Source organism: Myxococcus sp. AB056, from assembly GCF_006547365.1.
Taxonomy (GTDB): domain Bacteria; phylum Myxococcota; class Myxococcia; order Myxococcales; family Myxococcaceae; genus Myxococcus; species Myxococcus virescens.
In genome coordinates, this window is the sequence record NZ_VHLB01000007.1 from 46,753 (window position 1) to 59,388 (window position 12,636).

12 protein-coding genes and 2 tRNA genes are annotated in these 12,636 nt (G+C 67.5%); 13 read left to right on the forward strand and 1 reads right to left on the reverse strand.

What is annotated here, in order from left to right; genetic code table 11:
- The first annotated feature begins 206 nt into the window (after positions 1–206).
- The 13 genes from FMP39_RS05085 (at position 207) to FMP39_RS05145 (ending at position 11,254) form a co-directional block, all read left to right on the forward strand.
- The gene (locus FMP39_RS05085; protein ID WP_171410519.1) at positions 207–542 is read left to right on the forward strand and encodes a PilZ domain-containing protein; all 336 of its coding nucleotides are present in this window, start codon (positions 207–209) and stop codon (positions 540–542) included.
- A gap of 120 nt (positions 543–662) precedes the next feature.
- A complete protein-coding gene (locus FMP39_RS05090) occupies positions 663–1,478 on the forward strand; it encodes a hypothetical protein (protein ID WP_228557682.1) in 816 nt (271 codons plus the stop codon).
- A gap of 22 nt (positions 1,479–1,500) precedes the next feature.
- Positions 1,501–1,863 carry a PEGA domain-containing protein gene (locus FMP39_RS05095; protein WP_141588861.1) on the forward strand — a complete coding sequence of 121 codons (363 nt, stop codon included), beginning with the start codon at positions 1,501–1,503 and terminating at the stop codon, positions 1,861–1,863.
- 212 nt (positions 1,864–2,075) lie between these two features.
- Complete coding sequence (locus FMP39_RS05100) at positions 2,076–3,251, forward strand: AI-2E family transporter (protein ID WP_141588887.1); 1,176 nt, start codon at positions 2,076–2,078, stop codon at positions 3,249–3,251.
- Positions 3,248–3,955 (forward strand): uracil-DNA glycosylase, encoded by a 708-nt coding sequence (locus FMP39_RS05105; RefSeq protein WP_141588862.1) that lies wholly within the window; start codon positions 3,248–3,250, stop codon positions 3,953–3,955. Before FMP39_RS05100 ends, FMP39_RS05105 begins: the two co-directional genes overlap by 4 nt.
- A gap of 73 nt (positions 3,956–4,028) precedes the next feature.
- Positions 4,029–4,100, forward strand: a tRNA-Val gene (locus FMP39_RS05110).
- 73 nt (positions 4,101–4,173) lie between these two features.
- The gene (gene thrS / locus FMP39_RS05115) at positions 4,174–6,102 is read left to right on the forward strand and encodes a threonine--tRNA ligase (RefSeq protein ID WP_141588863.1); all 1,929 of its coding nucleotides are present in this window, start codon (positions 4,174–4,176) and stop codon (positions 6,100–6,102) included.
- A gap of 167 nt (positions 6,103–6,269) precedes the next feature.
- Positions 6,270–6,476 (forward strand): 50S ribosomal protein L35, encoded by a 207-nt coding sequence (rpmI, locus tag FMP39_RS05120; protein WP_011553617.1) that lies wholly within the window; start codon positions 6,270–6,272, stop codon positions 6,474–6,476.
- Between the two features lie 99 nt (positions 6,477–6,575).
- On the forward strand, positions 6,576–6,923 hold the full coding sequence (rplT, locus tag FMP39_RS05125) for a 50S ribosomal protein L20 (protein ID WP_011553618.1): 348 nt from the start codon (positions 6,576–6,578) through the stop codon (positions 6,921–6,923).
- 160 nt (positions 6,924–7,083) lie between these two features.
- The gene (pheS, locus tag FMP39_RS05130) at positions 7,084–8,133 is read left to right on the forward strand and encodes a phenylalanine--tRNA ligase subunit alpha (protein WP_141588864.1); all 1,050 of its coding nucleotides are present in this window, start codon (positions 7,084–7,086) and stop codon (positions 8,131–8,133) included.
- Between the two features lie 61 nt (positions 8,134–8,194).
- The gene (gene pheT / locus FMP39_RS05135; RefSeq protein ID WP_194858246.1) at positions 8,195–10,609 is read left to right on the forward strand and encodes a phenylalanine--tRNA ligase subunit beta; all 2,415 of its coding nucleotides are present in this window, start codon (positions 8,195–8,197) and stop codon (positions 10,607–10,609) included.
- Positions 10,610–10,699: 90 nt separating this feature from the next.
- On the forward strand, positions 10,700–11,089 hold the full coding sequence (locus tag FMP39_RS05140; RefSeq protein ID WP_002639669.1) for an integration host factor subunit alpha: 390 nt from the start codon (positions 10,700–10,702) through the stop codon (positions 11,087–11,089).
- Positions 11,090–11,177: 88 nt separating this feature from the next.
- A tRNA-Pro gene (locus FMP39_RS05145) sits at positions 11,178–11,254 on the forward strand.
- 193 nt (positions 11,255–11,447) lie between these two features.
- On the opposite strand, the gene FMP39_RS05150 is transcribed toward FMP39_RS05145, so the two are convergent.
- Positions 11,448–12,584, reverse strand: coding sequence for a hypothetical protein (locus tag FMP39_RS05150; RefSeq protein WP_194858244.1), 1,137 nt, complete (start codon positions 12,582–12,584; stop codon positions 11,448–11,450).
- Positions 12,585–12,636: the final 52 nt, after the last annotated feature.

Consider the following 12,636-nt stretch of genomic DNA (forward strand, 5'->3'; position numbering starts at 1 on the left):
TGAGAACCGGCGCACTATAGAGCGTGGCCGCGCGCTCGGAAGACACAAGCCCGCGCGAAGAATTCACCGAGGAAGCACAGCGAGCGCGCGAGTCCTCCGCGCGCCGTCCGTTTTCTTGCGCGTTCAGCGCGCGCCTCTACCCTGCATCCAGGTTGCTTCACCCCCGGAGCAACCTGTTGCACGACCTGACCGGAGGCGAAGAAGCCATGAGCGACAAGCGGAAGAACAAGCGGGCGCCCCTCGACATCTACCTGAACAAGTACATGGGTGGCGTGCCGTACATGTCGCGGGCCGCGGACATCAGCCAGGAAGGGCTGAGCCTCGCCCGGCTGCTCGAGCCCCAGCACGAGGCCAAGCGCATCGGCCTCCAGTTCCAGCTCCCGGGCTCGGAGGAGATCATCTACGCCGAGGGGGAAGTGGTCCGTGAGTGGGCCGAGCTGGGGGCCAAGCGCGAGCGCTCGGGTGTGCGCTTCACGTTGCTCACCGACCGTCACCGCAAGATGATCGACGCCTACGTCGACCGTCACGGCAACGAGAACTGACGCATACCCGCCGTGCCGCAGGGGCCTGCCTTGACTTCCCCGGAAGCAGGCCCGTTGAATGGGAAGCCATTCTGCCCTGACACGACCCGCGACGTCGGACGAGGGGCTGGAGGATTTCCCGTGAGGCACTCGCTGTGGGGGATATTGCTGGCCGTGCCACTGACCGCGTTCGGCCAGGGCAAGGAAGCGAAGGCCCCGAAGCCCACCGTCGCTGCCGTGAAAACGGCACCGGGGGCACCGGGCGTCAATTGGGAAGGGCAGGTTCTGCGGGCCACGGGAGTGGGGGCTCCCGACCTGAAGGCCTCGAACCCCGGACAGGCCCGGCTGGGCGCCGAGCGGACCGCCAAGCAATCCGCCATCCAGAATCTCATGGACCAGGCCGGGCGCCTCCACATCAGCGCGGGCCGCACCGTGGCGGACGAGCTGGCCCGCGAGGACGTCCGCAAGCGGGTGGAGGCCGCGATGGGCGGCTACAAGGTCGTCGCCCGGCGGTTCTTCTCCGACAGTGGCGTGGAGATTGACGTGGAGGTGCCGCTGTCGGCCCTCACCGCGTCGCTGTTCGCGCCGCCCGCCGCGGACACCGTCATCGCCATCAACGGCGCGGGCACGAAGAAGTACACAGGGCTGGTGGTGGATGCGCGAGGGCTCGGTGTGCAGCCCGTGCTGGCGCCCCGCCTGCTGGATGACAGCGGCAAGGCGCTCTATGGCGCGGCGGCGCTGGCCAACGAGCGCCGTGCCGCGACAGCCGTGGCCGCGTGGTTCCAGAGCCTGGATGCGGCGAAGAAGGCCTCGCTGGTGGGGGACAAGCCCCTGGTGGTGAAGGCCAAGGGTTCCAAGGGTTCCGACCTGGTGCTCGCCTCGGAGGATGCGAAGGCGCTCGTCGAGGCCAACACGCGCTTCCTGGCCGAGGGCCGGGTCGTGATCGTCACGCAGTGACTTCGAGGTCCTCGGCGAGCTGATGCGGAAGGTTCTGCTGTTGGTGATGGTGTCCACGTTCGCTGGGTGTGCGAAGCGTCAGGAGCCGGAGTCCCTGCTCAAGGCCCGCGAGCTGATGGCGGAAGCGCAGAATCCCAGCGGCAACCTGGCCCTGGTCTGCGAGCCCGTGGACGCGGAGGTGTATCTGGATGGCGTCTGGCAGGGGCTCTGCAGCGACTTCTCGGGTTCCCCCAAGGCGCTGCGAGTGGGCAGCGGCCTGCACGAGATTGAAGTGAAGAAGCAGGGGTACTGGCCCTATACGACGTACTTCGAGCCCAGCCGGGCCCGCGCGCGGCTGACCATCCAGCTCCGCGCCTCTGGGCCGAAGGCCAGTGGTTCGGAGTGACGCCGGGCTGGGTGTAAAGCGGGCGGGCCTCCACGAAAGCCCGTTTCCTGTGCTTTCGTGCAGTGCAATCAGGACATGACGCCGCCGTAGCTGGGACTGAAGAGGAGAGCGCCATCGGACGCCGCAGAAAAGGTCGTTCCACCGCCGCCGTGAAATCCGCCGCCGCCGCTGCCGTACCGCCGCCGGCTCGGTCCGCCCCCTTGCTTCACGAGGTGCCGCCGCCGCGTGGCCAGGACAAGGCCGCGGCCGAGCCGGCCCGTGCGCGGGTCGCCGAGTCCGTGGCGGTGGCCGAGAACGCCCTGTCCGAGACGGACGCCCGGCGCATCGACCTGTGGTGGTCGGGGGTGATGGTGGGCTCGCTGGGGCTGGTGTTCGCGCTGCTCTCCGTCTTTGGCGGAGTGGCGGTGCCAGTGCTGCTCGCGCTGTCGGGCGCGTACATCTTCAATCCCATCGTCACCGAGCTGGAGAAGCGGCGGCTGGACCGCACGTGGGGGACGACGCTCGTCTTCGCGGTGGGGACGCTGATGCTGGTCGGCGCGGTGCTGTACCTCATCCCGGTGTTCCGGGAGGAGGCGTCGAAGCTGCCGGACTTCTTCCACCGTGCGAGCACCCAGGTGGTGCCGAAGGTGGAAGGGTTGGTGGGGCATTCGTTGCCGGACCTGGTGCGCCAGCGCACCGCCGAGCTGGGAAAGCAGGCGTCAGAGTTGGTCCAGAGCGCGGGGCCGGCGGCGGCGCGCATCCTGGCGAGCTTCGCGGGCAACACGGCGCGGCTGGTGGTGACGTTGCTGGGCCTGTCGGTGGTGCCGGTGCTGGCCTTCTTCTTCCTGCAGGACTACCCCCGGTTGATGGGCATGGTGAAGGACCTGCTGCCCCGGCGCGCAGTGGGGCTGGTGAGCCGGCGCTTCGCGGAGGTGGATGAGGTGCTCTCCGCCTTCGTGCGCGGCCAACTCATCGTCGGCGGTGTGCTGTCGGTCATCTATGCGGCGGGTCTGTCCGCGGCGCGCATCGACATGGCCATCGTCATTGGGGTGATTGCCGGCTTCGGCAACATGGTGCCGTACCTGGGCACGGGCGTGGGCATCGTGCTGTCGCTGGTGGGGCTCATGCTGTCGTGGCAGGGGCCGTGGCAACTGGCGGCGGTGGCGGCCACCTTCGTCATCGGGCAGATGCTGGAGGGCTTCGTCATCACCCCGCGAATCGTGGGGGAGAAGGTCGGGCTGGCGCCGGTGGCGATCATCCTGGCCATCCTCGCCTTCGGTGAGCTGTTCGGCTTCGTGGGCATCCTGCTGGCGGTGCCGGTGGCGGCCATCCTCAAGGTGGTCCTGAGCGTGGTGGTGGAGCGATACCGCCGGACGCGGCTCTACACGGGGGAGCCCAAGTCGCCGTGACGAAGCTGGAGTCGCTACACAAGGAGATCACCGGCTGCCGGGCCTGCCCCCGGCTGGTGGAGTGGCGGGAGGAGGTGGCGCGAGTGAAGCGCCGCGCCTACCGCGACTGGAATTACTGGGGCCTGCCCGTTCCCGGCTTCGGAGACCCCAAGGCCCGGCTCATCATCGTCGGGCTGGCGCCGGCGGCCCATGGGGCGAACCGGACGGGGCGGATGTTCACCGGGGACCGCTCCGGCGACTTCCTCTATGCCGGGCTGCACCGCGCGGGCTTCGCGAATCAGGCCCTCAGCGAGCACCGGGATGACGGGCTCCGGCTGAAGGACGCCTTCATCGTGTCCGCGGCGCGCTGTGCTCCGCCCGACAACAAGCCCCTCCCGGAGGAGCTGGCCCGCTGCGCGCCGTTTCTGGATCGCGAGCTGGCGCTGCTGCCGGGCCGGGTGATGCTCGCGCTGGGGGCCATCGGCTGGAACGCCGCGCTCGTGGCCCTGGCGCGGCAGGGGATGGAGGTTCCGTCGCCTCGGCCCGCGTTCGGGCATGGGGCGGAGCTGCGCCTGCCGGGCGGCCGGACGCTGCTGGGCTGCTACCACGTCAGCCAGCAGAACACGCAGACGGGGCGGCTGACCCCGGCGATGTTCGACGCCGTCATGTCCCGGGTCCACACGCTGCTGGAAACGACGGATCCGAGGGCGCGCGGGAAGAGTTGAAGAACCCTTCTGTGTTTGCTTGACAGTTGGGGGAGCCCGCTGTTATTCCCCGCGCCACCGAAGCGGCTGCAACGGGTCGTTAGCTCAGCGGTAGAGCACTACCTTGACACGGTAGGGGTCAGTGGTTCGATCCCACTACGACCCATCATCAAAGAGTGACTTCAGCGGGCGGCACGGCTTTAAAAGAGCCTGCCGCCCGTTTTTTTTCCGAGGTTCGCATGTCCGACATCATCACGGTGACACTCCCCGACGGCTCGCAGAAGCAGACGGCCCGGGGAACCACGATCGCGGACTTCGTGCGGGAGAGCATCGGCCCCGGCCTGGCGAAGGCCGCCCTCTTCGCGCGCGTGAATGGCCAGGACATGGACCTGGCCCGCAAGCTGGATGAGGACGTGAAGCTGCAGATCTTCACGCCCAAGAGCCCCGAGTCCCTGGAGTTGATCCGCCACGACGCCGCCCACGTGGTGGCCAGCGCGGTGCAGAAGCTCTTCCCGGGCACGCAGGTGACCATCGGTCCCGCGACGGAGGAGGGCTTCTATTACGACTTCTTCCGCGAGAAGCCCTTCACGCCCGAGGACCTGGAGAAGATCGAGGCCGAGGCGAACGCCGAATTGAAGCGGGACATGGCCTTCGTCCGCACCGAAATCTCCATGGACGAGGCCGTGCGCCTGTTCGAGGAGAAGGGCGAGACGTTCAAGGTCGAGATCGTCAAGGACATCGCGGCCAAGGGCGCCAAGACGCTGACGCTCTACACGCACGGTGACTGGGTGGACTTCTGCCTGGGGCCCCACGCGCCCAGCACGGGGAAGATCGGCATCATCAAGATCCTCTCCTCCAGCGGAGCGTACTGGCGGGGGGACCACCGCAACCCGATGCTCCAGCGCGTCTACGGCACTGCCTTCTTCGACAAGAAGCAGCTGGCGGAGTACCTGACGCGCATCGAGGAGTCGAAGAAGCGCGACCACCGCAAGCTGGGCAAGGAGCTGGACCTCTTCCACTTCCACCCGTACTCGCCGGGCTCCGCCTTCTGGACCCCGAAGGGCACCACGCTCTACACCACGCTGTCGAACTGGATGCGTCAGCTGACGCAGAACGACGGCTACGTGGAGATCAAGACGCCCCTGATGTTCAACAAGGGGCTGTGGGAGACCAGCGGCCACTGGGGCAAGTACAAGGAGAACATGTTCCTCGTGCTCGACAGCGAGTCGGGGGAGCATGACTTCTCGCTCAAGCCGATGAACTGCCCGTCGCACCACCTGTTCTACGGCTTCAAGAAGCACAGCTACCGCGACCTGCCGCTGCGCTACCACACGCAGGACGTGCTGCACCGCAACGAGGCGGCGGGCTCCCTGGGTGGCCTCACGCGCGTGCGCCAATTCGCGCAGGACGACGCGCACATCTACTGCACGGAGGCGCAGATCACCGACGAGGTGCGGCGCTTCGTGAAGCTCCTGGACCACGTCTACAAGGCGGTGGGCCTCACCTACGCGGTGAAGCTGTCCACGCGGCCCGAGCAGCGCCTGGGGGATGACTCCCTGTGGGATCGCGCCGAGGGCGGCCTCAAGGCCGCGCTGGAGTCGCTGGGCCTCGAGTACGAGCTGGCCCCGGGTGACGGCGCGTTCTACGGCCCGAAGATCGACTTCGCGGTGTCGGACAGCATCGGCCGCCGGTGGCAGCTGGGCACCATGCAGTTGGACTACCTGGCGCCCGAGCGCTTCGACCTGACCTACGTGGGCGAGGACAACGCCGAGCACCGCCCCGTGGTGCTCCACCGCGCCATCTTCGGCTCGTTCGAGCGCTTCACGGCCATCCTCATCGAGCACTTCGCCGGCGCCTTCCCGGCCTGGCTGGCCCCCATCCAGGCGGTGCTGGTGACGGTGGCGGACCGGCAGAACGACTACGCCCGGAAGGTTCGGGACTCCTTGAGGGCCAAGGGCTACCGGGTGGAGTTCGACGAGCGCGGCCTGTCGATGAACGCGAAGATCCGCGAGGCCCAGCTCCAGAAGGTGCCGTTCACCCTGGTGGTGGGCGACAACGAGGTGTCGGGCGAGGGCGTGTCGCCGCGGCGGTACGGCGGCGAGGACCTCAAGACGATGAAGGTGACGGACTTCGAGGCCCTGCTGGCGAAGGAAGCGGCCCTGCCGTGATCGGAAGGTCAGGACACCTGTCGGCTTGCTGACGGGCCTTGACTCCCTGTTGCACCTAAGTATCTTTGCGCACTTTCGAGGGGAGCCTGCCCAAGTTCCCCAATTTTCGAGAGTTCTCGCACCTGCCGCTCAAGTCCAACGGCATGGGGCATGGAAGGATCAGGACGATGCCGAAGTTGAAGACCCGCAGCAGCGCGAAGAAGCGCTTTGACGTGAAGAAGAGCGGCAAGGTCAAGCACGGCAAGGCCTTCGCGAAGCACCTCTTCACGTTCTCGAAGACGCCGAAGTCCAAGCGCAGCAACCGCGGGACCGGCCACCTTCGCGACATGGACGCGAAGAAGGTCATCAAGGAGATGTTCCCCTACGGGGGCTGATTTCGCGGTTCTGAAGTCAGGGACAACGTGGCCTCGTCGGAGCGGCGGTAAGCCTGCGCCGGGGGGCTTCCAAACTACGCAGTCCGAAGTGAGGCAGTCATGCGCGTGAAGAAGGGTGTCAAGGCCCGTCGTCGTCGTAATAGGATTTTGAAGCTGGCCAAGGGTTACCGCGGCCGTCGGAAGAACTGCTACAAGCGCGCCAACGAGGCGGTTGAGCGGGCGCTGGACTACGCCAGCCGCGACCGCATGCAGCGCAAGCGGGACTTCCGTCGCCTGTGGATCGTCCGCATCAACGCGGCCGCCCGCACGGTGGGCCTCTCCTATTCGAAGCTGATCGCGGGCCTCGCGAAGGCGAAGATCGGCCTGGACCGCAAGGTTCTGTCCGACATGGCCATCGCGGATCCGTCGGGTTTTGCGGCCGTCGCCAACATCGCGAAGGCGGCCTGAGACACATCCAGCCCGCAAGGCTGGAGACAGAACGGGTGGGGTGGTGGGCTGACGCTGGCCACCCTGTCCGGATGTTTGAACGGGCTGCCTCTCTGGGGCGGCCCTTTTTTTTGCCTCGGCGCCAAGGGCGCGCGGGGAACTGGAACGGAGGCGGAAGTCCATGCGGGATCGGTTGCTGGCGCTCGCGGAGTCCGCGAGGCGGGAGATTGGCGGCGCGTCGGAGCTGTCCGCGGTGGAAGCACTGCGGGTCCGCTACCTGGGCAAGAAGGGTGAGCTGTCCGGCGTGCTGGGCGGCATGGGCAAGCTGCCCCCGGACGAGCGGCGCTCGCTGGGCGAGGTGGCCAACGGCGTGAAGGCGGAGCTGGAGAAGCTGCTCGCCGAGGCCGTGGAGCGCGCCGAGGCGGCCGCGCTGGAGGCCCAGCTTCAGGGCCCGGGCCTGGACGTGACGCTGCCCGGACGCGGCGTGGCGCTGGGCAGCCGGCACCCCGTGTCGCGGACGATGGAGGAGATTGTCCGGACCTTCTCGCGGCTCGGCTTCGACGTGGCCAGTGGCCCAGAGATTGAGCTGGACTACTTCAACTTCGAAGCGCTGAACCTGCCGAAGGACCACCCCGCGCGGGACATGCAGGACACCTTCTACGTGGACGAGGCCACGCTGGGCCACGCGAAGAAGGCGGACAGCTCCGCGCTGCTGCGCACGCACACGTCCCCGGTGCAGGTGCGGTACATGCTCAACCGCAAGCCGCCCATTCGCGCGGTGATGCCGGGCCGGGTGTACCGGCGCGACTCGGACATCACGCACACGCCAATGTTCCACCAGGTGGAAGGCCTGCTGGTGGACAAGGGCGTGACGTTCGCCGAGCTGAAGGGCTCGTTGGCTGCGTTCGTGACGGCGTTCTTCGGTTCTGACACGCGCACGCGCTTCCGCCCGTCCTTCTTCCCCTTCACGGAGCCCTCCGCGGAGGTGGACATCACCTGCACGAACTGCGCGGGCAAGGGCTGCCGCATCTGCAAGCAGACGGGGTGGTTGGAGGTGCTGGGCAGCGGCATGGTGCACCCCAACGTCTTCACCTCCGCCGGGTATGACCCGAACGAGGTGACGGGCTACGCGTTCGGCATGGGCGTGGAGCGCATCGCCATGCTGCGCTACCGCATCGACGACCTGCGGATGATGTTCGAGAACGACGCGCGGTTCCTCGAGCAGTTCTGAGATTCCAGGGGGCCGCTGGTGGGCCCCCGTGTTCCAGCCGATTGATGAAGAGGGTGGACCTGTGAAGATTTCGGTGAAGTGGCTGGGCGATTACGTGGCGCTGCCGCCGTCCGAGGACGAGCTGGCGCGCAAGCTGACCGCCGCGGGCCTGGAGATTGAGGGAATGGAGCGCCCCGCGGAGGCTCTTCGCGGCGTGGTGGTGGCGCAAATCAAGGAGTCCGCGCAGCACCCCAACGCGGACAAGCTGTCCGTCACGCAGGTGGACATCGGCGGGACGGCGCTGCTCCAGGTGGTGTGCGGCGCGAAGAACTTCAAGGTGGGCGACAAGGTGCCGCTGGCCACCGTGGGCGCGAAGCTGCCCAACGGCATGGACATCAAGCAGGCGGCACTGCGCGGCGTGGACAGCTTCGGCATGCTCTGCTCGTCCAAGGAGCTGGGCCTGAGCGAGGAGTCCAGCGGCCTGCTCATCCTGCCGGCGGACACGCGCGTGGGCACGCCCATCGCGGAGGCCGTGGGGCTGGATGACGTGGTGCTGGAGGTGAACGTCACGCCGAACCGCCCGGACGCGCTCAGCCACCTGGGCGTGGCGCGCGAGGTGAGCGTGGTGACGGGCTCCGCGTTGAAGGTGCCCCAGCCCAAGCCCGCGGAGTCGGGCACGCCCGCCGCCGAGCAGGTGAAGGTGCGCGTGGAGGCCCCGGACCGCTGCCCGCGCTACGTGGCGCGCGTGGTGGAGAACGTGAAGATTGGCCCGTCTCCGCAGTGGATGCAGGACCGGCTGAAGGCGGCCGGGGTGCGCGCCATCAACAACGTGGTGGATGTCACCAACTACGTGAACCTGGAGTACGGGCAGCCGCTGCACGCCTTCGACCTGGAGAAGCTGGCCGGTCAGGAGATTGTCGTCCGCACGGCGACGCGCGGTGAAAAGCTCAAGACGCTGGACGGCAAGGACCGCGTCCTGGACGTGGATGACCTGGTCATCGCGGACAAGGACCGGGCGCAGGCCATCGCCGGCGTCATGGGCGGCGGCGACAGCGAGGTGACCGAGGGCACCCGGCGGCTGGTGCTGGAGTCGGCGAACTTCCAGGGTTCCACGGTGCGGCGTTCGTCGAAGCGGCACGGGCTGCACACGGAGGCCTCGCACCGCTTCGAGCGCGGGGCGGACATGGACGCCGTGGTGCCGGCCATTGACCGGGCGGCACAGCTCATCGCGGAGCTGGCGGGGGGCACGGTGGCTCCTGGCCGCGTGGACGTCTACCCGGCGCCGAAGCCGCCTCGGAAGGTGACGCTGCGCTTCGCCCGGGTGGAGCAGGTGCTGGGCGTGGCCGTGGCGGAGAAGGAGGTCCGCCGCATCCTGGAGGCGCTGGGCTTCAAGGCGGTGGAGGAGGGGACGGGGCAGGCGACGTACGAGGTGCCTCGGGCCCGTGTCGACGTGGAGCGCGAGGAGGACCTGTTGGAGGAGGTCGCGCGCATCTACGGCTACGACAACATCCCGGCGACGCTGCCGCGGGGACTGGCCACGCTGGCCCCGGAGCCCGCGCATGCCGAGGCCGAGCGCCGCATGCGTCAGGCGCTGGCCGGGGCGGGGTTCGACGAGGTGGTGAACTACTCGTTCGTCGCGCCGCGCAGCCTGGAGGTGCTGGGTGGGGCGGAGAAGCCGGTGGCGCTGCTCAATCCGCTGAGCGCGGAGCAGTCGGTGATGCGCACCAGCCTGCTGCCGGGCCTGCTGGAGAACCTGTCCCGCAGCGTGCGGCACCAGGTGGAGGCGGTGGCCATCTACGAGACGGGCCGGGCCTACTTCCAGGACGCGGAAGGCGGGCAGGGGCAGCGTCCGGCGGCGCGCGAGGTGCCTCGCGTGGCGGGTCTGGTGTGGGGCCTGCGCGGTGGTGGCCGGAGCTGGACGCACAAGGATGCCCGCGCGGACTTCTACGACGCGAAGGCGGCGGTGGAGGGGCTGCTGGGCGCACTCCGCGTGGAGGGCGTGACGTACGTGCCCGCAGGGCCGGCGGCGTACCACCCGAAGGCCGTGGCGCAGGTGAAGGGGGCGGACGGCACGGTGCTGGGCCACGTGGGCGAGGTGCACCCCCGGGTGGCGAAGGCGCTGGGCCTGCCGGACGGGGTGTTCGTCTTCGAGTTGGACACGGAGCCGCTGTACGCGGCCTCGAAGCTGGTGCCGGCGTACCGGTCGCTGCCGCGTTTCCCAGCGGTGCTGCGGGACCTGGCGGTGGTGGTACCGCTGGAGCTGCCCAACGACGAGGTGCGTCGGGTGATCCTGGAGGTGGGCAAGCCGCTGGTGGAGGACGCTCAGGTGTTCGACGTGTACACCGGTGAGCAGATTCCCCAGGGTCGGAAGAACCTGGCGTACGCGCTGCGCTACCGCTCGGCCGAGCGGACGCTGACCGATGTGGAGGTCAACGAGGCGCATCAGCGCATCGTGGATGAGGTGAAGCAGCGGCTGGGGGCTGCCTTGCGCGCCTGAATTCCTGAATGAAGTCAGAGGGTTGACACGTCTTTGGGAAGGCTGCAACAGTGCCCGGCGTTCAGCCCCGAGGGCTTCCCGAGGATTCGCATGACGAAGGCGGACATCATCGAGGGTGTCTACGAGAAGGTCGGCTTCTCGAAGAAGGAGTCGGCCGAAATCGTGGAGCTCGTGTTCGACACGCTCAAGGAGACCCTGGAGCGCGGGGACAAGATCAAGATCTCCGGGTTCGGCAACTTCCAGGTGCGCCAGAAGAAGGCGCGCGTGGGCCGCAACCCGCAGACGGGCAAGGAGATCGAGATCTCGGCGCGCCGGGTGCTGACCTTCCGGCCGAGCCAGGTGCTGAAGAGCGCCCTGAACGGTGAGGCGCCGCCGGAGGACCACGCGGAGATCGACGCCCGGGAGGAGGCCGCCGCCGACGCGGCCGAGGCCCGCGGCGAGGACTTCGACGAAGAGGGAATGGAGGACATGGAAGGGTGAGTTTTTTGGACGGTGCCCTGCTTCTCTTGCTTGACCTGAACGTCATGTAGGGGCATAAGGGCGCACCCTTTCACGGCAGCAGCAGTGCCGGGGCGTAGCGCAGCCTGGTAGCGCACTTGCTTGGGGTGCAAGTGGTCGCAGGTTCAAATCCTGTCGCCCCGACCATCGAAGGCCCTGGAGTTCTTGGCGAAAGCTGAGGATTCCAGGGCCTTTGTTTTTCCCGATTCTGAAGTGGCTCCGCCGGCGACGGATGCCGCTTGGGTGCGCACTGAAACCCCGTCAGACGGAGGACTTCTCGGGCGCGGCGGGCTCAGCGCGGAGCGCCTCGGCTGCTGGGCTCGACCTGAAGGCGCCTTGGCTAGGGTTCGCCGGCTTTGGCTGGGTTGGGTGCTAGCAGGCGCGCGAGTGCGTCTTGGAGCGCTTGCCTCTTGGGGACCCAGAGGTCGACAGGGATGATTTCAGGGTTCCGTTCATTCGCAACGATGCCGAACAGTTCTCGTGCGGCCTCCTTCAGTCGAGCCCCGTAAGGGGCGTCCATCCAGAAGCCGTTCATGTGTAGCGCACCATCGGAGAACACGCTGATCGGTGAACGCTCGCCCATATGCGCGTACTTGGGGTTGAAGGACCCTCGCAGAGCGCCTGTGCCCCAGCTGAGGGTGCTCGCGCTTTGAGAGACAGCATCGAACAGCGCACGGACGGCGTTGGACGCGTCGGGCGGTAGCCGCCTTCGTACGTCGTCGAAGAACTCGGCCTCGGTCCACTTTCGCCGTCCGGAGCGCGCGCTCTTGAGCTCCCGCGCCTGTGGGGTCGCGTTGAGTACGTGCGGGACGAACGCCTCCATTCCGCCAGGGGTGGCGTATGGACGAATCTCGAGGGCGAGCACCTCTGTGTGAGTCATTTGCTCATTGAGGAAGACCGCCATCTGGTAGAGCTCGTCAGGAATCCGGTCGGCGGCGAATATGAGCCGGACATTTCCGGACCGTAGGTTCGCGTCCGCGCGAGCCCAGAAGTCAGTAGCCGCTTCCTTCGAGCCACAGAGCTTCAGAACCGTCTGGTCGAGGGTGTCTGCGTGGGACTCGCGGGCAAGCTGCGCCAAGCGATTGGCTGGCCAGTGTCGCTTCGCATTCGCGGCGTATTCAATGAGTTGCCCCACGACTTCACGGCGGATTCGTGCGTCCGAGCTACGCTTCACTTCAATGAGGGTAGGGACAGCGTCGTGGTCGATGAAGACATGGTCGATGCTCCAGCGATCGCTCTGTCCTAATCCGCCTGGGATTCCTACCTCACGCCCGATGAGTAGCCATCGCCGTGGGTCTTCCGGATCCATCTGGTCACCGCGCAGCAGTTCGGGATGGTCGGCGATGAGCTTCTGAAGTTCAGCCTCTGATGCGTACCCGCTCTTGGCATCAAACGGGTTGAGCCCTCCATCCGCACCTTTGACGAAGATGGGGCCAGGTTGGGATGGGTTGGTATCTCCAGGTTGACGGGTCGACATGGCGGGGCGGGGAGCGGGCTTGTTGATTGGCCGTCTTGTGGTTGAGGTGTGT

Coding starts and splice junctions, on each gene's coding strand:
- rpmI (WP_011553617.1), top strand. CDS start 6,270: ATGCCGAAGTTGAAGACCCGCAGCAGCGCGAAGAAGCGCTTTGACGTG.
- FMP39_RS05095 (WP_141588861.1), top strand. CDS start 1,501: ATGCGGAAGGTTCTGCTGTTGGTGATGGTGTCCACGTTCGCTGGGTGT.
- rplT (WP_011553618.1), top strand. CDS start 6,576: ATGCGCGTGAAGAAGGGTGTCAAGGCCCGTCGTCGTCGTAATAGGATT.
- FMP39_RS05150 (WP_194858244.1), bottom strand. CDS start 12,584: ATGTCGACCCGTCAACCTGGAGATACCAACCCATCCCAACCTGGCCCC.
- pheS (WP_141588864.1), top strand. CDS start 7,084: ATGCGGGATCGGTTGCTGGCGCTCGCGGAGTCCGCGAGGCGGGAGATT.
- thrS (WP_141588863.1), top strand. CDS start 4,174: ATGTCCGACATCATCACGGTGACACTCCCCGACGGCTCGCAGAAGCAG.
- FMP39_RS05085 (WP_171410519.1), top strand. CDS start 207: ATGAGCGACAAGCGGAAGAACAAGCGGGCGCCCCTCGACATCTACCTG.
- FMP39_RS05140 (WP_002639669.1), top strand. CDS start 10,700: ATGACGAAGGCGGACATCATCGAGGGTGTCTACGAGAAGGTCGGCTTC.